The organism is Synechococcus sp. CC9616, assembly GCF_000515235.1.
In the GTDB taxonomy this organism is placed as follows: domain Bacteria; phylum Cyanobacteriota; class Cyanobacteriia; order PCC-6307; family Cyanobiaceae; genus Parasynechococcus.
The window spans coordinates 1,476,655-1,495,763 of record NZ_KI911558.1 but is presented as its reverse complement, the minus strand read 5'-3'; the positions used below and the strand labels follow the sequence as shown (position 1 = coordinate 1,495,763).

General features: G+C 56.3%; 23 protein-coding genes and 1 tRNA gene. 9 read left to right on the top strand and 15 right to left on the bottom strand.

Annotation, left to right across the window (positions count from 1 at the left end):
• Nucleotides 1-66 precede the first annotated feature (66 nt).
• On the top strand, nt 67-597 hold the full coding sequence (locus tag SYN9616_RS0108800; protein WP_028952755.1) for a 30S ribosomal protein PSRP-3: 531 nt from the start codon (nt 67-69) through the stop codon (nt 595-597).
• A gap of 150 nt (nt 598-747) precedes the next feature.
• Here the strand turns inward: SYN9616_RS0108800 and atpC are convergent, their stop codons facing one another.
• Nucleotides 748-1,164, bottom strand: coding sequence for an ATP synthase F1 subunit epsilon (atpC, locus tag SYN9616_RS0108795; protein ID WP_037990855.1), 417 nt, complete (start codon nt 1,162-1,164; stop codon nt 748-750).
• Nucleotides 1,164-2,627 (bottom strand): F0F1 ATP synthase subunit beta, encoded by a 1,464-nt coding sequence (gene atpD, locus SYN9616_RS0108790; protein ID WP_028952753.1) that lies wholly within the window; start codon nt 2,625-2,627, stop codon nt 1,164-1,166. The genes atpC and atpD overlap by 1 nt, the downstream gene beginning before the upstream one ends.
• A gap of 240 nt (nt 2,628-2,867) precedes the next feature.
• Here atpD and groES point away from each other — a divergent pair, with 240 nt between their 5' ends.
• The 3 genes from groES to SYN9616_RS17320 all read left to right on the top strand — a co-directional run bounded on the left by groES (nt 2,868) and on the right by SYN9616_RS17320 (nt 5,721).
• On the top strand, nt 2,868-3,179 hold the full coding sequence (groES, locus tag SYN9616_RS0108785; RefSeq protein WP_028952752.1) for a co-chaperone GroES: 312 nt from the start codon (nt 2,868-2,870) through the stop codon (nt 3,177-3,179).
• A 173-nt stretch (nt 3,180-3,352) separates the two neighbouring features.
• Nucleotides 3,353-4,987 (top strand): chaperonin GroEL, encoded by a 1,635-nt coding sequence (gene groL, locus SYN9616_RS0108780; RefSeq protein ID WP_028952751.1) that lies wholly within the window; start codon nt 3,353-3,355, stop codon nt 4,985-4,987.
• Nucleotides 4,988-5,103: 116 nt separating this feature from the next.
• A complete protein-coding gene (locus SYN9616_RS17320) occupies nt 5,104-5,721 on the top strand; it encodes a hypothetical protein (RefSeq protein ID WP_156918740.1) in 618 nt (205 codons plus the stop codon).
• 132 nt (nt 5,722-5,853) lie between these two features.
• On the opposite strand, the gene SYN9616_RS0108775 is transcribed toward SYN9616_RS17320, so the two are convergent.
• The 4 genes from SYN9616_RS0108775 to gpmI all read right to left on the bottom strand — a co-directional run bounded on the left by SYN9616_RS0108775 (nt 5,854) and on the right by gpmI (nt 10,031).
• Nucleotides 5,854-6,903, bottom strand: coding sequence for a glycosyltransferase family 2 protein (locus tag SYN9616_RS0108775; RefSeq protein ID WP_028952750.1), 1,050 nt, complete (start codon nt 6,901-6,903; stop codon nt 5,854-5,856).
• Nucleotides 6,904-7,242: 339 nt separating this feature from the next.
• On the bottom strand, nt 7,243-8,118 hold the full coding sequence (locus tag SYN9616_RS0108765) for a sulfotransferase domain-containing protein (protein ID WP_028952749.1): 876 nt from the start codon (nt 8,116-8,118) through the stop codon (nt 7,243-7,245).
• A gap of 40 nt (nt 8,119-8,158) precedes the next feature.
• Nucleotides 8,159-8,389 (bottom strand): preprotein translocase subunit SecG, encoded by a 231-nt coding sequence (secG, locus tag SYN9616_RS0108760; RefSeq protein WP_028952748.1) that lies wholly within the window; start codon nt 8,387-8,389, stop codon nt 8,159-8,161.
• Nucleotides 8,390-8,393: 4 nt separating this feature from the next.
• On the bottom strand, nt 8,394-10,031 hold the full coding sequence (gene gpmI, locus SYN9616_RS0108755; RefSeq protein WP_028952747.1) for a 2,3-bisphosphoglycerate-independent phosphoglycerate mutase: 1,638 nt from the start codon (nt 10,029-10,031) through the stop codon (nt 8,394-8,396).
• A gap of 98 nt (nt 10,032-10,129) precedes the next feature.
• Between gpmI and pyrR the strand changes: the two genes are divergently transcribed.
• Nucleotides 10,130-10,690 carry a bifunctional pyr operon transcriptional regulator/uracil phosphoribosyltransferase PyrR gene (gene pyrR / locus SYN9616_RS0108750; RefSeq protein WP_028952746.1) on the top strand — a complete coding sequence of 187 codons (561 nt, stop codon included), beginning with the start codon at nt 10,130-10,132 and terminating at the stop codon, nt 10,688-10,690.
• On the opposite strand, the gene SYN9616_RS0108745 is transcribed toward pyrR, so the two are convergent.
• From SYN9616_RS0108745 to SYN9616_RS0108735, 3 genes are all read right to left on the bottom strand, one after another.
• A complete protein-coding gene (locus tag SYN9616_RS0108745; protein ID WP_028952745.1) occupies nt 10,674-10,895 on the bottom strand; it encodes a ferredoxin-thioredoxin reductase variable chain in 222 nt (73 codons plus the stop codon). The genes pyrR and SYN9616_RS0108745 overlap by 17 nt on opposite strands.
• 30 nt (nt 10,896-10,925) lie before the next feature.
• Complete coding sequence (locus SYN9616_RS0108740; protein ID WP_028952744.1) at nt 10,926-11,783, bottom strand: hypothetical protein; 858 nt, start codon at nt 11,781-11,783, stop codon at nt 10,926-10,928.
• Nucleotides 11,784-11,869: 86 nt separating this feature from the next.
• Nucleotides 11,870-13,444, bottom strand: a complete 1,575-nt coding sequence (locus tag SYN9616_RS0108735; protein ID WP_028952743.1) for an Hsp70 family protein — start codon at nt 13,442-13,444, stop codon at nt 11,870-11,872.
• 62 nt (nt 13,445-13,506) lie between these two features.
• Between SYN9616_RS0108735 and SYN9616_RS0108730 the strand changes: the two genes are divergently transcribed.
• The 4 genes from SYN9616_RS0108730 (at nt 13,507) to SYN9616_RS16515 (ending at nt 14,993) form a co-directional block, all read left to right on the top strand.
• Nucleotides 13,507-13,791, top strand: coding sequence for a hypothetical protein (locus tag SYN9616_RS0108730; RefSeq protein WP_028952742.1), 285 nt, complete (start codon nt 13,507-13,509; stop codon nt 13,789-13,791).
• 44 nt (nt 13,792-13,835) lie between these two features.
• Entirely contained in the window at nt 13,836-14,063 is a 228-nt protein-coding gene (locus SYN9616_RS0108725) for a DNA-directed RNA polymerase subunit omega (RefSeq protein WP_028952741.1), read from the top strand.
• Nucleotides 14,060-14,431: a DUF1818 family protein gene (locus SYN9616_RS0108720; RefSeq protein WP_028952740.1), complete on the top strand. Its 372-nt coding sequence runs from the start codon at nt 14,060-14,062 to the stop codon at nt 14,429-14,431. Before SYN9616_RS0108725 ends, SYN9616_RS0108720 begins: the two co-directional genes overlap by 4 nt.
• Nucleotides 14,432-14,744: 313 nt before the next feature.
• Nucleotides 14,745-14,993, top strand: a complete 249-nt coding sequence (locus SYN9616_RS16515; RefSeq protein WP_071991510.1) for a DUF2811 domain-containing protein — start codon at nt 14,745-14,747, stop codon at nt 14,991-14,993.
• Here SYN9616_RS16515 and SYN9616_RS0108710 read toward each other — a convergent pair.
• The 6 genes from SYN9616_RS0108710 to SYN9616_RS0108685 all read right to left on the bottom strand — a co-directional run bounded on the left by SYN9616_RS0108710 (nt 14,945) and on the right by SYN9616_RS0108685 (nt 19,083).
• Nucleotides 14,945-15,700: a hypothetical protein gene (locus SYN9616_RS0108710; protein ID WP_369791928.1), complete on the bottom strand. Its 756-nt coding sequence runs from the start codon at nt 15,698-15,700 to the stop codon at nt 14,945-14,947. The two genes, SYN9616_RS16515 and SYN9616_RS0108710, sit on opposite strands and share 49 nt — an antisense overlap.
• The gene (locus SYN9616_RS0108705) at nt 15,684-16,145 is read right to left on the bottom strand and encodes an EVE domain-containing protein (RefSeq protein ID WP_028952738.1); all 462 of its coding nucleotides are present in this window, start codon (nt 16,143-16,145) and stop codon (nt 15,684-15,686) included. The genes SYN9616_RS0108710 and SYN9616_RS0108705 overlap by 17 nt, the downstream gene beginning before the upstream one ends.
• A gap of 88 nt (nt 16,146-16,233) precedes the next feature.
• On the bottom strand, nt 16,234-17,610 hold the full coding sequence (gene murD, locus SYN9616_RS0108700) for a UDP-N-acetylmuramoyl-L-alanine--D-glutamate ligase (protein ID WP_028952737.1): 1,377 nt from the start codon (nt 17,608-17,610) through the stop codon (nt 16,234-16,236).
• Between the two features lie 25 nt (nt 17,611-17,635).
• A tRNA-Val gene (locus SYN9616_RS0108695) sits at nt 17,636-17,707 on the bottom strand.
• Between the two features lie 72 nt (nt 17,708-17,779).
• On the bottom strand, nt 17,780-18,586 hold the full coding sequence (locus SYN9616_RS0108690; protein WP_028952736.1) for a photosystem II S4 domain protein: 807 nt from the start codon (nt 18,584-18,586) through the stop codon (nt 17,780-17,782).
• A complete protein-coding gene (locus tag SYN9616_RS0108685; RefSeq protein ID WP_028952735.1) occupies nt 18,583-19,083 on the bottom strand; it encodes a hypothetical protein in 501 nt (166 codons plus the stop codon). The genes SYN9616_RS0108690 and SYN9616_RS0108685 overlap by 4 nt, the downstream gene beginning before the upstream one ends.
• Nucleotides 19,084-19,109 lie beyond the last annotated feature (26 nt).

Genomic DNA, 19,109 nt, shown 5'->3' with positions numbered 1-19,109 from the left:
CAGGAGAAGAACGGCTGGGGCGGCTGGTAGGTTAGTTGTTTGTTCTGATTCCTCGAGCGCACATACATGACGGTCTCCGAAGGCGCAGCAACCAGTGAACAGGAGGCCGCCAGCGCGGCCGTGGAGGCCAGTCCAGCTGTCGCTGTTGAAGCGGACAAGGAGCCTGCCAAGCAACCAGCTGGTGAGGCCGCCGGAGAGGGAGAAGCTCGTCCCGTTCTCCGTGGTGGAGCGGCGGCGTTGGCCTCAGCAACGATCGACGCGGATGGAGTCCCTTCCGGCTACACCCCCAAGGCTGACGAGGGCCGCTTCCTGTTGAAGATTCTCTGGTTGCCGGACAATGTAGCTTTGGCTGTTGACCAGATCGTGGGTGGTGGTCCCAGCCCCCTCACGGCTTATTTCTTCTGGCCTCGGGAAGATGCCTGGGAAACCTTGAAAACAGAATTGGAAGGCAAAAGTTGGATCACCGACAACGAGCGCGTTGAAGTGCTCAACAAAGCCACCGAAGTGATCAACTACTGGCAGGAAGAGGGCAAAGGCAAGACTCTTGATGAAGCCAAACTCAAATTCCCCGATGTCACCTTCTGTGGCACTGCCTGATTCTTGATCTGATCTGACTCATTGGTCAGCCCAATGGCCCGCCTTGGCGGGTCATTTTTTTTTGTCTTTCAGAGATGTGTGTGACCTGATTGCCCATAAAAAAACCAGAGCCATTGGCTCTGGTTCTGTCATCAATGGAGCCCAGCTGGATCAGTCGCTGGATTTGCTGGCTTGAACCCGGGCCTTGGCCAGACTTAACTGCTGTTGTGCTTTCACCTTCTCAGGTGATGCAGGTTGGCCTTCCATGCCGGTAACGGCTGTAGAAGCAGCCTGGAGTTCGCTTTCAGCGACGCTGGGATCAATCGTGCTGCCGAGTTCTGCGTTGTTTACCAGAACCGTCACTTCGTCGGCATCAACCTCAGCGAAGCCTCCAATCAGGGCGATGGAATTCCAGCCACCGTCTGCACGCACCCGAAGAACACCCACATCGATGGCGGTGAGGAGGGAAATGTGGCCGGGAAGAATGCCCAGCTGCCCAGTGGTGCTGGGCAAAATCACCTCATCAGCGCTGCCATCAAAAACGTTCTTGTCGGGGGAAAGAACGCGGAGGGTGAGGGAACCACTCATCAGTTGGCCTCTGCTGCAATCTTCTCGGCCTTGGCTTTGGCTTCATCGATGTTGCCAACCAGGTAGAAGGCCTGTTCGGGCAGATGATCCAGCTCACCGGCCAGGATCTGGGTGAAACCGGCGATGGTTTCTTCCAGCTTCACGTATTTGCCGGACATACCGGTGAAGATCTCAGCCACAAAGAAGGGCTGAGAGAGGAACTTCTCGACCTTGCGGGCGCGATCAACGGTTTGACGGTCTTCCTCAGACAGTTCGTCGAGGCCAAGGATGGCGATGATGTCCTGAAGCTCCTTGTAGCGCTGCAGGGTGGACTGGACATTGCGGGCCACCTTGTAGTGCTCGTCTCCGACCACGGCTGGCTGAAGCATTGTGCTCGTGGAGTCCAGGGGGTCCACAGCGGGGTAGATGCCCTTGGAGGCGAGAGCACGATTGAGAACCGTGGTCGCGTCTAGGTGGGCGAAGGTGGTGGCTGGAGCAGGGTCCGTCAGGTCGTCAGCAGGCACGTAGACAGCCTGAATTGATGTGATCGAACCCTCGAGGGTGGATGCAACGCGTTCCTGCAGGGTGCCGACGTCGGTACCGAGGGTGGGCTGGTATCCCACGGCGGAGGGCATACGTCCCAGCAAAGCCGAAACCTCGGAGCCCGCCTGCACAAAGCGGAAGATGTTGTCGACGAACAGCAGAACGTCCTGCTTGTTGACGTCCCTGAAGTGCTCGGCCATGGTCAGCGCCGAGAGACCCACACGCATCCGAGCGCCGGGGGGTTCGTTCATCTGGCCATAGCAGAGGGCCACCTTTGATTTGGAGAGATCCTCGGAGTTGATCACTCCGGATTCCTTGAATTCCTCATAAAGGTCGTTGCCTTCACGGGTCCGCTCGCCCACGCCGCCGAAAACAGAGACGCCACCGTGTTCTTTGGCGATGTTGTTAATCAGTTCCTGGATCAGCACGGTTTTGCCCACACCGGCACCACCAAACAGACCGACCTTGCCTCCCTGGCGATAGGGCGCCAGCAGGTCGATCACCTTGATCCCTGTTTCAAAAACCTTTGGCTTGGTTTCCAGCTCGGTCAGCTTTGGTGCTTCGCGGTGAATCGGAGCCGTCGCCGTGGCGTTGACAGGGCCCTGCTCATCAACGGGTTCTCCCAGAACGTTGAAGATGCGACCAAGGGTGGCTTCACCGACGGGCACGGAGATGGCAGCTCCGGTATCGACAGCCTCCATGCCACGCACCAGACCGTCGGTGCTGCTCATGGAAACGGCACGCACGCGATGGTCGCCGAGGAGTTGCTGCACCTCTGCTGTGAGGGCGACATCCTGGCCGCTGGCGTTTTTGCCCTCAATCCTGAGAGCGTTGTAGATCCTCGGCAGTTTCCCGGCTGGGAATTCCACGTCCAGAACCGGGCCAATCACCTGACGAACCACGCCCTTGGTGCCGGCGGATGCAGGAGCAGAAGCGACCATAAGTAAGGAAGAGTTGGGTTGAGGCGCAGCGCGCTCGTGGCCTTTAGAGCGGCGCAAACATACCACCGGCTCAGTTGTGTGGCGGTGTGAAACATCGGGACGGTCCGGTTCGGTCAACCGCACAGATGGCCGCTGGCCTTGGGGCCCCTCGCCTTCATACGTTGGCACTCGTCGGCTTTGAGTGCTAGCTCGTGTCGATGTAAGCGCTTCGGCGCCCATTCCCTGCTTCTGAAAGAACTCATGGCAGCTGTATCTCTCAGCGTCTCCACCGTGAAGCCTCTCGGTGACCGCGTTTTCGTCAAGGTCTCCGAATCTGAGGAAAAAACCGCGGGCGGCATCCTGCTTCCTGACACCGCCAAGGAAAAGCCCCAGGTGGGCGAAGTGGTTCAGATCGGCCCAGGCAAGCGTAATGACGACGGCAGTCGTCAGGCCCCTGAAGTCGGTGTTGGCGACAAAGTCCTGTACAGCAAGTACGCCGGTACCGATATCAAGCTCGGCAGCGACGAGTACGTGCTACTCACCGAAAAGGACATTCTGGCTGTCGTCAACTGATCGGTCGTCAACTGATCGTTCGTTGAAGGATCAATCGTCCAGGCATTGATTGCTCAAGATCTGTTGTCAGGACAAGCAACGTCTGAGTTGAGTCGAGTGAGTACGGCTTTGTTCAGTTGCAGACGACAGAGCACCAGGACTTCAAAACACTTTCATCACCAAGGAATTTCTCCATGGCAAAGCGCATTATTTACAACGAGAACGCCCGTCGCGCTCTCGAAAAAGGGATTGACATTCTGGCCGAGTCAGTTGCTGTCACCCTTGGGCCCAAGGGCCGCAACGTGGTGCTCGAGAAAAAATTCGGAGCCCCCCAGATCATCAACGACGGCGTCACCATCGCCAAAGAGATCGAACTCGAGGATCACATCGAGAACACCGGTGTTGCCTTGATTCGTCAGGCTGCGTCCAAGACCAACGACGCCGCCGGTGACGGCACCACCACCGCCACCGTCCTGGCTCACGCCATGGTGAAGGCCGGTCTTCGCAACGTCGCTGCTGGCGCCAACGCGATCACGCTCAAAAAGGGCATCGACAAAGCCTCCGATTTCCTGGTCAGCAAGATCAAGGAGCAGGCCAAGCCCATCGCTGACAGCAATGCCATTGCTCAGGTCGGCACCATCTCCGCCGGAAACGACGAAGAGGTGGGCACCATGATCGCCAGTGCCATGGACAAGGTCGGCAAAGAGGGTGTGATCTCCCTGGAAGAAGGCAAATCCATGGAGACCGAACTTGAGGTCACCGAGGGCATGCGCTTCGACAAGGGCTACATCTCCCCTTATTTCGCCACCGACACCGAGCGGATGGAAGCCGTCCTGGACGAGCCCTACATCCTGCTCACCGACAAGAAGATCGGCCTGGTTCAGGACCTGGTTCCTGTGCTTGAGCAGATTGCTCGCACCGGCAAGCCTCTGCTGATCATTGCTGAGGACATCGAGAAGGAAGCCCTCGCGACCTTGGTGGTGAACCGCCTGCGCGGTGTGCTGAACGTGGCCGCCGTTAAGGCCCCTGGTTTCGGCGATCGCCGTAAGGCCATGTTGGAAGACATGGCTGTTCTGACCAACGGTCAGCTGATCACTGAGGATGCCGGCCTTAAGCTGGAGAACGCCAAGCTTGAGATGCTCGGTACGGCTCGTCGGGTGACCATTAATAAGGACACCACGACGATCGTTGCTGAAGGCAACGAGGCGGCTGTAGGCGCCCGCTGCGAGCAGATCAAAAAGCAGATGGACGAGACCGACTCCACCTACGACAAGGAGAAACTGCAGGAGCGTCTGGCCAAGCTGGCCGGAGGCGTGGCTGTGGTGAAGGTGGGCGCGGCCACTGAAACCGAGATGAAGGACAAGAAGCTTCGTCTTGAGGATGCCATCAACGCCACCAAGGCGGCTGTGGAAGAGGGCATCGTCCCTGGCGGTGGAACCACCCTCGCTCACCTTGCTCCTTCCCTAGAGGAGTGGGCCAACGGCAACCTCTCCGGTGAAGAACTCATCGGTGCCAACATCGTGGCTGCGGCTCTGACCGCTCCTTTGATGCGGATCGCTGAGAACGCTGGTGCCAATGGCGCTGTTGTGGCCGAGAACGTCAAGTCCCGGGCCATCAACGAGGGCTACAACGCCGCTACCGGCGATTACGTCGACATGCTGGGTGCCGGCATCGTTGACCCCGCCAAGGTGACCCGCTCCGGTCTGCAGAATGCTGCGTCAATTGCTGGCATGGTGCTGACCACTGAGTGCATCGTGGCTGATTTGCCCGAGAAGAAGGAAGCTGCTCCTGCCGGCGGCGGCATGGGCGGCGGTGACTTCGACTATTGATATAAGTTCGAGTATTAGTAAATTCCCCTGTCAGAGTTGGCGGGGGAATTTTTTTGAGTTGAATTATTAGAGATTATTGTATTATTGTTAGAAGGACTTAAGGGGCGTCTTTTTTGATGAGTGAATCATTTGAGCTGACACTGGATGAAAAGACAAAAGTTTATCTAGAGCATACTTATAAAAGTATTGGAGGGACAATTCTTGAGTTTGGCAGTGGGGGCTCTACACTTTTGGCTCTCCAAAGCAATCCAAATAATCGAGTTTATTGCTGCGAAACTGACTCCGCATGGCTCGCGAGACTCTTGTTAAATATTAATAATTTGGGACTGATGAACAGAATTGTTCCAGTTCACTTGGATGTTGGCTTGACTAAGGAATGGGGGTATCCAGATACTGATTTAGAGGGTATTGGTGTTGTAAGGATGCAGAAATTTGTTCGTTGCATGTTAAAGCCATGGCATATTTTAAGGGGTCGTGGTGAATGCCCTAAATTTGTTTTTATAGATGGCCGTTGGCGAGCAGCATGTTTTTTAGTTGCTCTTTTATATTGTCAGAAGTCTATGCAAGTTCTATGGGATGACTATGCAGACCGGGAGTATTACGATGTATTTAGTGATTTAATTATTCCAGACGAAATGATCGGACGTTCTGCGCTATTCAATGTTGATCCGAGTAAATTTGATGCATGTGATATTATTGATAAATATGTTCATTTGTTTTCGGACTGGCGTTAAGCGATTGATGCAAGTGCTTGCTAGCCCTTGCAAGTCTGAGTTTACTAGTGACAGGGACAGGGATTGTTGTTTTAAATAATACAGCGCTCGCAATCTTATTAACAGGTGTCTGCTGGGAGATGCGATTACGCATTAATTATCATATATTGTGCCGCTAAAAATATTTTTATATGTAGATATTATTGTTAAATCTTCTTTGATGAGCTGATCAAGATGTTTTGCGGTTGCGAGAACCATTCTCTGTGCACGCCTCAGTTTTCTTTTCATTTTAGTTTTTTTTGTAAATTGCCGGAAGTCATGATTGTACGCTTCTAATTTCTTTGGCTGTATCCGTATTCTTAAGCTCTTTGATTTGTAGTATGGATATGGTTGCCGTCCCCAGCGATTAACTTTTAGGAGGCTATTATCATTATTGTGCTTCCTCCCTCTGCATAGTGAGGCAAGATATTCAGGCTCTGATCGATATATTTGATGCAATACAAACCATTTCTCAGGAGTTTTTGGGTTGAGTCTGTCGAGGAAGTCTTTGTTGATTTTACATCTATTAAAGGATGAATTGTCCCCATCGCTTAGTTGAACTTTGCGCAAAGAAGAAAATGTATTTTTGGGATTGCTTTGATCTTCGAATATGAAATTATGGTGGCTGCAAGACTTTAATTTAGGGCTAATTTTTACAATTGACTTTACGTGATCCATCCTGTAGAGAGTTGTAGGATTATCGAAAATATTTCCAAATGCTTTTTTTCTGTTTCCAAAGTCGTCTGAGTACCACAAAAATGAAACTACATCGGAATCTAGGGATCGCCGTAAAAACTTCTTGAAATTCCCGTCTAGATTTCTTTGTGTCAGATATTCATCTAAATCAAGAATAAGTAAATGAGTGATGGACTCTTTGGATTTTTGAGCTTTTTTCAACGCCCTGTTGTATGCCGTGATTTGAAAAGAACGCTTTTTTGCAAGAGATTTTTTAAAAATTTTATCAGCTCTTACAAAATTGAATCTGGGCTCGACTTTTCTGATGCCTTTGCATATTTTTACGCTATTATCGTCTGTATTATTAATGTAAATCTCGATGCTATCTATGCCTATCCGAAAATGGTGAAAAACCCATGGGGCGATATAAGGGGCTTCATTTTTTGCAATGGCAATAAGTTTGATATTTAGCTTCTTGTTTTCTCGCATGAGGCGGACTTTACTTAGAGGATCTTAGATCATTTGGTATGGATTTCGCTTTTTCTGTTCAATGTTAGGGGCACTCCTTTTTTGTCAGCCGACCGTTTATGGCGAGCGTGCGCCTGAAAAATCTGCCTAGTCAGGCCAAAGGGGTTGATTTAATGTCTCTAATTTTATTAAGTAGCCTGGTGATTGTTGTTACCCTATATCTTTTTATAATTAGTTTGTGAGTCGCAGGTCGCGATAAGTTTGTAGTGAAAATTGTTTTCTAATCTGAGTCTGTCTTTTAGATTTTTTTGTTTTTGCTTCGTTTGGATCTTGATCGTAGCCATGCAGAAAATTATGAGTTCATGTGACCCAGGACTTTGGTAAGGAGTCATTAAATCTTCTACGCGCCCAGGTGTAGGTGGGCGCGTAGAACTCGCGAATCTCCTGAAGGACTTCGTTCAAGCCTTCGAGTTCAACATTGGATTTTGGTGATGCGTGAACAACTTCACCAAACTCCGGCGATATTGCAGGGCATTCGAGAAAATTGGTCAGCCGATTGATCTCAGCTTTTGTAAACAGTGTTTCATAAAATCCGTAATAAATTTCCTCAGGATTGAAGACGCTCTCCAGCTTTCTTGAAATGATTTCGTATTGAGTTCTGTTGATGCAGGACTTTGATTTGTAGAAATTTTGAAGTTTTTTGAACTCTTCTTGGGGTGTTGCTTTTACTTTCGTGCGCTCAAATTTGAAGCGATTGTTCATTCTCAGCTGCGACCAGACGCGCTCAACCGGGTCGCGCATCAAGAAGATGATCTTGGGGTGAAACTTTTTCTCTATAAGGCCGTCGCGAATTAATGAGAATCTGTCAATCGATAATGTTGAGTATGCGGGTGTGATATCACCAACATGCGACACGTCTGGCTGCCTGAGGTAGAGATAGTCAAAAAAGTCGAAATAGGCCGCTGGCGAGAGCCTCATCAGCACTTTTTGACTGATAAGAAGATCCTTGTCTTGCTTGAGTCGGCGCTTGATGTGTCTATTGATATTGGCTTTTTTGGCAATTTTAAATTTGTTGTTGGTTGTCTTGTTTTGGGTGAATAGTTTGTTGAAAACATGGAATTCTTTGATTCCTCCGTTGCTGAAAAAACTTGCTTTCTCCAGCTGGTTTGCAAGCCATGTTGTTCCTGCCTTCTGAGCTCCGACTCCAAGAATAAAAAATTTGCCGTTATCAAACATCAATTCAACATGATCTCCTTGTTCAGGCTCTGAAATTAACTCAGCTCAGCCAGCCGGCACTCAAAATCACAGCAAGGCTAAGAAAGACGGCCAAGCAGGTCCAGGTCAAACGGTTCAAGGTCGCCTCCGCGCTGCTGGCGCTGCTGAACATGGAACTGCCGCTGGCAGCAAGGCCCCCCATGCCACCCCCTTTAGGGCTGTGCAGCAGCACAAGCAGAATAAGGATCATGCCACTGGCAACCCAGACCCAAGAAAGAACGATGGTCAGCATTGGATCAGACGGAGAGGGGAAGGCGAGCGGATAGGGGCGTGTTGTCGACGCTAGGCATCGGTTCGATCAGGCTGGAACCTGTCATGGCGTCTGGTTTTTTGAGATCAAGGATTTCGAGGAGGGTCGGGGCAATGTCTGCCAGTCCTCCATTGCTGCGCAAGGAAATGGCATTGCCGTGGTTTGGCAGTTTGCGTCGCTCTCCCTCGATCAGGATCACAGGAACAGGGTTGGTGGTGTGCGCGGTCCAGGCTTGTCCATCAGATCCTTGCATCAGTTCGGCGTTGCCGTGATCGGCTGTGATCAGCAAGGTCCCACCCTGGCGTCCGACGGCATCGAGAAGACGGCCGATGCAGGCATCAACCGTGCTGATGGCCTCTGTTGCGGCATCCATCACGCCGGTGTGCCCCACCATGTCGGGATTGGCGTAATTGATCACGATCAGGGAATAGATGCCTTTCCTGATTGCGTCGATGCAGCTGTCGGTTAGCTGACTGGCCGACATGGCTGGTGAGAGGTCATAGGTGGCGACGCGTGGCGACGGCACCAGGTGACGATCCTCTCCGGCCAGCGGTTGCTCGATGCCACCATTCAGGAAGTAGGTCACATGCGGGTACTTCTCTGTTTCCGCTGTGCGGTACTGACGTAGGCCCGCTTCGGACACCACCTGCCCGAGCAAGTGATCGAGCGGTTCTGGTGGGAAGGCCACGTCGACGGGCAGGTTCTGTTCCACCTGGGTGAAGGTGACAACGTCGAGATCTGGGGTGTGTCGTCTTGGGAAGCCTTCGAATTGCTCCAGGCAGAGCGCCTGAATAATCTGCCGGGCCCGATCCGGGCGGAAGTTGAACATCAGAACGCCATCACCGTCCTGCATCACCGTGGAGCTGAAGCGCACGGGCTCTAGAAATTCGTCGGTGACTCCGCTGGCGTAACTGGCTGCAAGGGCCTCGCCAGGGTTGAGATCGCTGATCGGAATCTGTGGGTCGGTGTAAAGGTCGTAGGCCTTTTCGACGCGTTCCCAGCGCTTGTCCCGGTCCATGGCCCAGTAGCGACCACACAGGCTCGCGATTTCGCCGATGCCGGCTTCAGCGATGGTGGTCTCGACCTGATTGAGAAATTCTGATGCGCTTTGTGTCGGCGTGTCGCGTCCGTCCGTGATCGCATGGATCGCCAGATGCGCGACCCCGAGCTGCTTCGCCCAGTGGATCAGACCACAGAGATGGTTTACGTGGCTGTGAACGCCCCCGTCGGAGCAGAGGCCCAGCAGATGTAACCGCCCACCGCGGGCATTCACTCGCTCCACAAGGGTTGTGAGGGCTGGGGTCTGGATCAGCTGGCCGTTCACCACGGCATCACTGATCCTCACCAACTCCTGACGGATGATCCGACCGGCGCCGATGGTCAGATGCCCCACCTCGGAGTTGCCCATCTGTTGATCAGGCAGTCCAACCTCCGCGCCACTGGCCTCAATCAAGGTGTGGGGATAGGCGTGCCAGAGAGCATCCATCACCGGCGTTTGAGCCTGACGGATGGCGTTGTGCTCGTTTGCATCTCGGTGACCCCATCCATCGAGGATGGTGAGAACGACAGGCGCAGTCGATCCGGAGTGATTGGAACCGTTCGAAGTGCTGCTGTTTACGTTCACCGCAACCGTCGGTTCATTAGCACTTATGCAGAATCAATTTACCGCTCCATCTGCCCTGGAACGTTTCTTTCCGGAGATCACCACAACTGCGCTGAACCATGAGTGCCCCGTCTGAGGACGACCGGATCGAAATCCTGTCCGATCGCGAATTGGGGCGCACCCTTGTTCGCCTAGCCACGCAGGTCCTTGAAACGGTCGATGACAGCCGCAATCTGATGCTGCTGGGAATCCCCACGCGTGGGGTCCAGCTGTCTCGCGTTTTGGCCTTGGAACTCGAACGCCTCAGCGGCCATGCCATCGCCCAGGGTTCGATCGATCCAACCTTTCATCGCGATGATCTGGAGCGCATCGGAACACGCCTGCCCCAGTTGACCACCCTGCCCAACAGTGTTGAAGAGCGGCAGGTCGTGCTGGTGGATGACGTGATTTTCACCGGCCGGACAGTTCGGGCAGCACTGGAAGCGTTGCAGAGCTGGGGACGGGCTCAGCGGGTGATGTTGTTGGCGTTGGTGGATCGCGGCCATCGCGAGTTGCCGATCCAGCCTGATTTCTGTGGCCGGGTTGTTCCGACCAGGCGCAGTGAATCAATCGAGCTGCGCCTGCGCGATGTTGATGGTGAGGAAGGCGTGTTCCTGAAACGGCTCAACCAGCGGGAGTGAGCTCGTCAGCGCGGAAATGCGCCTTGTAGCGGCCGAACGCCACGATCACCGGAAGCGTGGGACTGATTGGTCGTCCCTTCCACTCATCAAGCACCTTGAACACTTCACCAGATGCCCCCTTCATATCGAAGGCCTGGCCTCGATGTTCGGGGTGGTTGAAGACCACGACCGACGACGCGACCGTCACCTTGTCACCCGCCTGCATGAAAACCAGATCAACCGTGCAGGCATTTTGTCACGGGCTGCCGTCGCTTATGCGACGGCAGAAACTCTCAGGGCCGTCTTCCACCACCCGTCCCCCCAGCTGGTCACAGGCCGAAAGGAAGGCATCCCATGGGTCGTTCCCAGCATCCAGTGACGACTGAACGGCAGTGTCGAGTTCTGGACCTGCAATCACTTCAGGACCCGATTCCCCATGCTGCTGATGCTCCTCCGTGGCACGCAGCTCTGCAATGGCGGTCTCAACGGTTTGACGCTGACTCTTGGCCTGCTGTTGCCACCAGGGATGGTCCAGGCGATTGAGACTGTCGAGAGCTTCCCACCAACGCTCTGCTTCGACCAGCTCCTTGATCCGCTCGTGGTTCAGACGGTTGCGGTTCCAGGTTTCCTTGAGCGTGTCACTGAGGGCGCTGCTGCCTGGTGAGCTGGCAGGCGTCAAGGGGGAGAGAGTCTCGAGCGCTTTCTCCAAGTCTCCATCGCGGAACAGCACAAGGGCGCGGTTGCGAAGTTGTTCCTGCCAGAGCGCCAGCTTGTCGCGATCCTGCTGCTGACTCTCAGCATTTCCAAGCCCGGACTCGATCAGCTGGGTCTGCAGTTTGAGCGCTGCGGAACTCTGGCCGTCGTTCCAGAGGATTTCGGCTTGTTGGCGTCGGCACAATGCCTGTTCCTCAGGAGCTCCTGATCCCAGCCAGCGCAACGCCGACAGTTGTTCGCCGTAGTTCAGACAGGCTTCGAGATCACCCTCCTGGGCAGCCTGCTGAAGCTTTCCAGGGAGCTGTTTTTCCCACCACCAGGCTGAACCGGCAATGGCCGCAACAACGCCGATCGTGGCCACAAGCCAGAGGCGGAGAAGCAGAAGGCGACGCGGCGCCAAATGGGTTGAATCAATTCTCAGACAGTTCTATAAATCCAGATGCCGATGCCCCACCTCTGGTGGACGGCCTTCACAGCGGATGTCAGTCACCGAACCGTGCCGAGGGGGCGCGAGCTGAGGTCGTCACCGGTGCGGAGATCGGAGATCTCCGCAACAAGCTGAGCCTCTTCATCGATGCGCAATAACAGTCGCAGGCAATCCTCGCCAGGCTGTCCAGGAGGATCCAGCGGCAGAATCGCAACGCTATCGGTCCAGGCCTGATGGGTCACCTCACCGGCATCGAGGCGACGCAGGGTCGGTAAGCCGTCGATGTAAACCACATCGTGTCGACCCTCTGTCGAGGGTTCGCCCAGCATCAGTTCAAGCTCTTGCTGATCCTCACAGCTCGCTGCCATCCGCAGCTCAAGTGGCTCCGAACTCGGCCAGGGCTGTCCTGCCACGAAGAGCGGATGCCAGCGATGGCACTGACCTCGCTGATCCCACACGCGCAAGGAGACTCCGTGATGGAGGACATCCTTCACCGTGACGCCTGGTGTCAGCTTCAGGGCGCCGAGAGCCACCGCCTCCACAGGCGGTGGAGTGAGCAGAGCGGCCGGTGCGGTGTGCTGCTTTAGCCATTGCCGCAGCCAGGGCATCTGGGCCCCGCCTCCCACCACCACCACGCCAACGAGGTCTGAGAGGTCACAGTTGTGACGTCGTCCTCCGGCGAGGGTGGTCTCCAGGAGCTGTTCCAGGGCCTCCGCAAGACCTTGCTGCTCCAGCAGATCATGCAGGTCGGAGCGAGTCAGCTCCAGACTCTTCTGGCTGCCGTCGTCCGGGTTGACCCACAACTCCTTGATCAGGTCTCTGTCCGCCAGGGCTTGATCGCTTAAGCGGCACTTGAGTCGTTCCGCCGCATCCAAAAGAGCCGGCGAGCTGGTCAGTTGAGGACAACAGCGTTTGGCGATCCAGCGATCGATATCGCGGCCTCCGATGCGGATCCCCGCCTTGCCCAGAACGTTGGCCGTGCGCAATTTCTGGCGACTCGTCTCCGCCAGGGATTGCCCTCCCAGGCGCAAGAGCTGGGCGATCGGCGCGGCCCGGCCCTGGCCGCCCTCCAGGGCAACAAGAGCCAGGTCCAGGGTGCTGCCGCCCAGGTCCACCACCAGCAAGCGCGACCCAGGGGCAAGACCGGCCCCCATGGCCGCAGCCGTGGGCTCATCCACCAAAGCGATGTCCTCAACAGGCAAGTTGGAGCAAGCGTGCAGCAGCCAATCGCGGTAGCGGCGGTAGCGCTCGACGGGGGCCGTGAGAACCAGCCGGGTCACGTTGAGATCCTCTGGCAAACGGGACCAGATCTGTTTGATGAGCTCTTCGCCCGCTCGTTGCGCCCGTTGATCGTCTGAGGAGGCTCCGATTTCCCGTTTGAAATCCCTGGCAAGGCGCGGATCCTCCTGATCGGCCAATCCGGCTTCCACTACCTGGCGGCCGATGAGGGGCAGTCCGGACGCCGACCAGACCAGGCTGGGGATTTCTCCAGGACGCCGGCTGATCGGTGGAAGATCAAGAAGGTCTGGCGTGGCTTGCTGTTCGCCCTGGAATGCCACCACGGTGGTCGTGCTGCCTAGATCGATCGCCAGGGTGCCTTTGTAATCGGAAAGTTGAAGCTTTTCTTCTCCCACGCGGTTCCAGCCCTGCCAGTGGGCACGTTGAAGTCAGGTTGAGATTATGGGGACTGGCTCGGATGGATCGTCTGCAGCAACTGATTTTCTCGTTTTATCGGGAAGATCCTCGTCTTGAGGAGTTGCTGGAACCAATTCGGGACTGTCGCATGCGTCGCAGCTGGGGGAGTATCCGCATCGAGTGCCTGGATGTGGCGCACCTCGAGGAGGTGAGTGATCTGCTGGCCTACCTGCGGTTACCACTGGCAGCCCTCGGCCTGGGTCGCCAGATCGTTCTCAGAGTCCCTGGAGAGCGTCAGAGGACCTATCCGATGCATGTTCCTTTTCGCAGTGATCAGTTGGCTTGAAAGGAGAGCTTTAAGATGTTGGATTCCCCTTTGCTCGATCAGCCATGAACTCGGCCGGCATTGATTCCAAGGATCTGGCCAAGCGTGGTGAAAGCCTGATTCGACAGTCCAGCAATCGATATCTCACCACCGTTCGGATCGCCTTCCGAGCCAAGCAGCGACGGTTCGATGATTTTGATGGGCTGCTGGAGGAATCCAGCGTCAAGCCGGTGCAGCGAGCGATCGTTGAACTGAGTGACGAACAGGATCAGCCCGATTTGCTTCCTGGGTGATCCAACAGGAGGGTCCTGGATGGCGTTTTGCCCGGGACCCGAACCGAGCTGATTACCAGTGTTTGATTGGAGGGGAGACCTGGGCTTTCGAGCTCACAGATCCTGAGTGGAGAGATCTTGTGGGCTTGTTGAGCGCCCTTGAAGATCAACATCGTTCCCTCGCTGACCAGCTGATGGAGGAAGAATCCATCGATCTTGAGATGGAGCGTGGTGTCTGGTGGGCGTCCCTGGAGGGCGATCGGAATCACTGGCAGCTCTCTCTGGTTTTGACGGGGAGCCAAGGGCGAGGTGTCGAAGGCCACTGGCCATCTCCTGCTGCCATGGCCATCGTCGCCGCAATGAGATCGGCTCTGGATTCGCAGGATTGATCAGGGAACCTGATCGTTTTCAGCCGGTCGATTGTTCCGCAGGGAAATCAAGGCCTTTGCACATCGTTTCCACAGGCTGAGTCCTCTTAAGCGTCGTTGTGCTGGAGAGCTGTGGAAAACGCTTCGAATGTGTTGTCCACTCTTGACGCGGCAGCAGCGGCATGAGCCGTTTCGACAACAGCTCACATCCGTTCTGTTGCAAGCTTGCTACGACTGCGATCTCAGTTGGAGAAGGTCGGGGACCACCGATTTGGGGCGCTCTTGACGTGGTCTCTGTCATGTGGAGAACTGGTGTGCGTTCCAGAGCGAGGAGATGCAGAAAGGTTCGGATTCAGATGCCCACGCAGAGGATGGTCTGATCAGTTTTCAAGCGGAGATGCCAGCGCCCCTGCAGGAGGCGATGACACGGTTCATTGAGTGCCATCCCAATTGGGATCAATACCGACTGGTTCAGGCGGCACTGGCGGGATTCCTCGTCCAGAACGGCATTGAGTCAAGAGAGATCACCCGCGTCTATGTGGGCAACATGTTCCGACGTGAATCACTCCTCCATGGTGTCTGAGTGCGGCAGCAGGCCATCAGAACCAGGGCGCTGAAGGGGAGGCTGAGCAGCAGGCCAAGGCTGGCCCCGATCAGTCCCAGGAGGTTGAGTCCTGTGATCAGTCCGAGCAGAGCCAGCACCTTGAGGGCATTGCCACCCACAAGCTGACGGCTGTGGTCCATCGCCTGAAGGGCCCGGTGGCGGTGGTGAATCAGCAGGGGTAGCGCCAGCACCTGGCTGAACATCCAGCTCAGCAACAGAGCGCCACCGAGGATCACCGACAAGCCAGCCAGGGTGGTGCTGATCTGACCAAGAGCCCAGCTGAGGCTCTGGATCGCTGCGATCCCTCCCAGCATCACCAGAGCCTCAAGCAACAGCAGCGCCAAGCTCTGACGCAGGATCCAGCGCCAGGGCATCGTGAGCCTGGAGGACTCCCCGGCTGGCAGCAAGCTGTCGGCCAGCTGAAGCAGAGCCAGCATCGGCAGGAGCGGAAGCACCAGGCTGAGCAGAACAGTGAGATCGCCCAGTCGCCCAAGCCAGGCGTTGTCGAACTGACGCAGGTCCTGTCCGATCACGGCCAGTCCTGCGCCACTGATCAGAACGAGGGCGGCCAAACCAACACATCGCCAAGGCGCCCGTCCGAAGGCCATCCATGACCTCGGTAACAAGGTCAGCAACGGCAGTCGTTCATGCCTTCGTTTGGTTTCGGTGTCAGTGGAGTGCACCAAGCCTGTTCAGTAAGTCGCCGGCTGTCTCCTCAGGGACCGGCAGGATTGAGAGACGGTTGCCGCGCTTGGTGACGGGCAATTGCTCCACGCTGTAGAGCTCCCTGAGCTGGTCAAGGCTGAGCATGGTGTTGAACTCGCCGAGGAATCGCAGGCGAGCGCAATCCCATCGCGGCGCATCCTCTCGGGACTTGGCGTCGAAGTATTTCGCGTTCGGGTCAAATTGAGTGGGATCGATGAGGCCTGTTTCGATCACTTCCATGAGGCCGACGATGCCAGGTGGTTTGCAATTGGAGTGATAAAAAAAAGCTCGATCACCGGGCTGCATGCTGCGCATGAAGTTGCGAGCCTGGTAGTTACGAATTCCATCCCAAAGGGTTGTCCCCTCGGCTCTCAGCTGATCGATCCCGTATGCGTCGGGTTCGCTTTTCATCAGCCAGAAGGCCATGACTGTGGATACAAGTGGCGTTATTCAACCCATCATCGGTCCGGCGAGATCGTTTTGCTGAAAGCCTGCTCGATTCGGCCCAAAGGTGTCAGATCGTGTGTTGAATCAGATCCCTGAAGTGATCGCCTCGGGCTTCGAAATCCTTGTATTGATCAAAGCTGGCGCAGGCCGGAGAGAGCAGCAGGCTGATGGCCCCAAGGCGATCGGCCTCATCGAGTGCCACAGGGACCGCATGGCTTAGATCTGGACAGCGATGCAGCGGGCCGTCGTAGCCGCTTGAAGCAATCAGGGTGTGAAGCTCATCGGCGCCGCTCCCGAACAGCACCACGGAGCAGGCCTTGGCATGGAGCTGCTTCAGCCAGCCATCGGCATCTCCCCGCTTGGTCTGTCCGCCAGCGAGAACGACCACAGGTGCATCCATGGCTTTGAGGCCAACTTCAGCGGCGGCGTAGTTGGTGGCTTTGCTGTCGTTGAACATCGAACAACCGTTCCGAGATCCGATCCGCTCCAGACGGTGGGGAACCCCAGGGAAGCTGGCCAGGCCCGAGGCGATCTGATTGCCGCTGAGACCGATCATTCGGGCTGCAGCGGCAACCAACAGCAGATTCTGGCGGTTGTGACGTCCAGGCATCGCCAGGACGTTTGCGGAAAACAGAGGGCCTCCCTGGTCACAGACAAGTCCCTCGTCATCGATCCAGAGATCAGCGGGGCATCCACCCGGCTCAGGCCCATCGGCACTCACCCAGAAGCCGCGGTCCCAGCTGTTGCGATGCCGGCGCAGATCGGGGTCATCGGCATTGAAGATGGCCAGTCCTGAGCGTTCCAACAATCCACGTTTGATCGCCCGGTAGTTGTCCACCGTTCCGTGACGCTCGAGATGGTCCGGCGTCAGGGTGGTCCAGATGCCGAAGCGGGGAGTGATTTCTGTGGCTGCTTCGATCTGATAACTGCTCAGCTCCATCACCAGCCAGTCGGGGAGAATGGCATCCGGTTGCCTGAGCTGCAGCGCCATCTCAGCGGCTGAGATCCCCATGTTTCCCCCCATGGGAGCGCTCAGACCGGCGGACTGGAGCACATGGCTGAGCAGATGAGTCACGGTGGTTTTTCCGTTGGTGCCCGTTATCCCGAACCAGGGGATGTGGGTCAGGGCGCGCCAGGCGATGGCCATCTCCCCGAGCACCTGGATTCCTTCATGTCTCAGGGCTTCGAGGGTTGGATGATCCCAGGCGATTCCAGGACTGATCACCACCATGTCCAGCGCTCCGCGCCAGCGATCGAAGCTCTCCGGCAGCAGCGGCAGGCCCAGGACTACTTCGATCCCCAGTTGACGGAGTGGTTCCGCCCGCTCTTCGACCAGTGGATCGTCCCCGCGTTCAATGACGCTGACTGGCAGGCCTTGTGAGTGAAGAAGTTTGGCGGCGCCCATGCCGGAGCGACCGAGCCCTACGACAACCGCGCGATCCACAAAAAACCAATCCCTGATTGGGAAGTGGGCGATACTGGATTTGAACCAGTGACTCCTACAATGTCAATGTAGTGCTCTACCCCTGAGCTAATCGCCCGATCAGATCAAGCTTCGCTCCGTTTCGGTGCGATCTCTGACCGGTTATGGAGAGTAGCAGTCAGTGGTCGTGTCACGATCGACGCATCTCCACTCGCCAGCGGTCCCGTTTGGTGCGTGAAACAGAGAGCACTTCAACGGTTCCACGGTCCTGCAGCTGGAGGGAATCGCCCACAGCAAGTTCGCGGCTGGCCTGCCGGATCGCTCCCCAGTTCATGCGCAGACGCCCGGACTTGATTTGAGCCAAGACTTTGGCCCTTGAAATCCCGAATCCAGCGGAGGCGATCGCATCCAGCCGGCAGGAAGCCTCCACGCTTGCGAACACCCTTGCGATGCGTTGTGCGGGCAGTTGCAGCTGATCGATGGTCACGGCTTCGCAGCGGATTGGCACATCCCGCACGGCGCCGATGCTGCCGTTCAGTGCTTGTGCGCACTCCAGGCTGCACAATCCCTGGCCGCCTCGGTCACCGCGTACCCAGAGATCGCCAAGCTCTCCCGGTGAGGCACCCATCTCCTGCAGGGCCTGACGCAGGTCCTCCGGCCTGAGTGGATCGAACAGAAAATTTCCCTCGACCAGCAGCCCCTGCACTGGAATGGACAACGATTCCTGATCGACATCCTCTTGATCAACATCCTCCTTATCGGATCGTTGACAGAGCAGCCGGCATCGCTCCGCCCCTGGATGGCCACCATGACGCTGCCAACGCAGCTCGCTCAGGCCTCCAAGCCTGGTCAAAACCTCCTGCTGGATGGGGGCATCGAGAAACTCTGTCCAGCCCTGTTGCCAGGTGCGCAGCACCTGTTCGGCGAGATCAATCACGGCACTGAAGCGCGGAGGATCACCGCTCCCCCGCAGCAGTTCGTTGCGCGGCAGGTTCACTGCTCGCTCAGACGAACCACCTGCAACGGCCGACTGCGTTGCACGGTTTGCCAAGGGAGATCGATGCCGCTTGGTGTCTCCATCAGAAGCAGCCAGCGACCTTCCTCCCGTCGGTTGCGGAGGATGCGAACCCCGTCTTCGTTTTCGGAGTTGACGCTGGCAGCGGCGGCGTAGCTGCCCATCAGGCCAGAGCCCATGCCCAGGAGGCCCCCGATCACCGGCTGGCCCCATGGTCCAAAGCTGTCGAAGGTTGTGAGTGTGGTGATTTTCGTGAAGGTCAGCCCGGCGAGAAACCCGAAGGGCATCAGCCAGCGAGCCATCGCTTTCTGTCGTCGCTGCCGGGTGAGGTTGGGACTCAGCAGTTCCACCTGGTCGATGACATCGCTGTTGGGCGGAATGGTGAGGCACTGCATCAGGGGAAGGTCGGTGTCCTTCAACCACTGCGTCAAACGCTCTGCCGCATCGGCATCGGAAAGAACCACCACGCAGATCGCCATCCGCTCACAACCAGACCCCTGAATTC

Excerpts from the sequence above, each read along its gene's own strand:
- secG (WP_028952748.1), bottom strand. The coding sequence starts at position 8,389 with ATGCTGACCATCGTTCTTTCTTGGGTCTGGGTTGCCAGTGGCATGATC.
- SYN9616_RS0108745 (WP_028952745.1), bottom strand. The coding sequence starts at position 10,895 with ATGCAGGCGGGTGACAAGGTGACGGTCGCGTCGTCGGTCGTGGTCTTC.
- atpC (WP_037990855.1), bottom strand. The coding sequence starts at position 1,164 with ATGAGTGGTTCCCTCACCCTCCGCGTTCTTTCCCCCGACAAGAACGTT.
- SYN9616_RS17320 (WP_156918740.1), top strand. The coding sequence starts at position 5,104 with ATGAGTGAATCATTTGAGCTGACACTGGATGAAAAGACAAAAGTTTAT.
- SYN9616_RS0108775 (WP_028952750.1), bottom strand. The coding sequence starts at position 6,903 with ATGCGAGAAAACAAGAAGCTAAATATCAAACTTATTGCCATTGCAAAA.
- SYN9616_RS0108725 (WP_028952741.1), top strand. The coding sequence starts at position 13,836 with ATGAACTCGGCCGGCATTGATTCCAAGGATCTGGCCAAGCGTGGTGAA.
- SYN9616_RS0108730 (WP_028952742.1), top strand. The coding sequence starts at position 13,507 with ATGGATCGTCTGCAGCAACTGATTTTCTCGTTTTATCGGGAAGATCCT.
- SYN9616_RS0108705 (WP_028952738.1), bottom strand. The coding sequence starts at position 16,145 with ATGGCCTTCTGGCTGATGAAAAGCGAACCCGACGCATACGGGATCGAT.
- pyrR (WP_028952746.1), top strand. The coding sequence starts at position 10,130 with ATGAGTGCCCCGTCTGAGGACGACCGGATCGAAATCCTGTCCGATCGC.
- SYN9616_RS0108685 (WP_028952735.1), bottom strand. The coding sequence starts at position 19,083 with ATGGCGATCTGCGTGGTGGTTCTTTCCGATGCCGATGCGGCAGAGCGT.
- SYN9616_RS0108800 (WP_028952755.1), top strand. The coding sequence starts at position 67 with ATGACGGTCTCCGAAGGCGCAGCAACCAGTGAACAGGAGGCCGCCAGC.
- atpD (WP_028952753.1), bottom strand. The coding sequence starts at position 2,627 with ATGGTCGCTTCTGCTCCTGCATCCGCCGGCACCAAGGGCGTGGTTCGT.
- groL (WP_028952751.1), top strand. The coding sequence starts at position 3,353 with ATGGCAAAGCGCATTATTTACAACGAGAACGCCCGTCGCGCTCTCGAA.
- groES (WP_028952752.1), top strand. The coding sequence starts at position 2,868 with ATGGCAGCTGTATCTCTCAGCGTCTCCACCGTGAAGCCTCTCGGTGAC.
- SYN9616_RS0108765 (WP_028952749.1), bottom strand. The coding sequence starts at position 8,118 with ATGTTTGATAACGGCAAATTTTTTATTCTTGGAGTCGGAGCTCAGAAG.
- SYN9616_RS16515 (WP_071991510.1), top strand. The coding sequence starts at position 14,745 with ATGCAGAAAGGTTCGGATTCAGATGCCCACGCAGAGGATGGTCTGATC.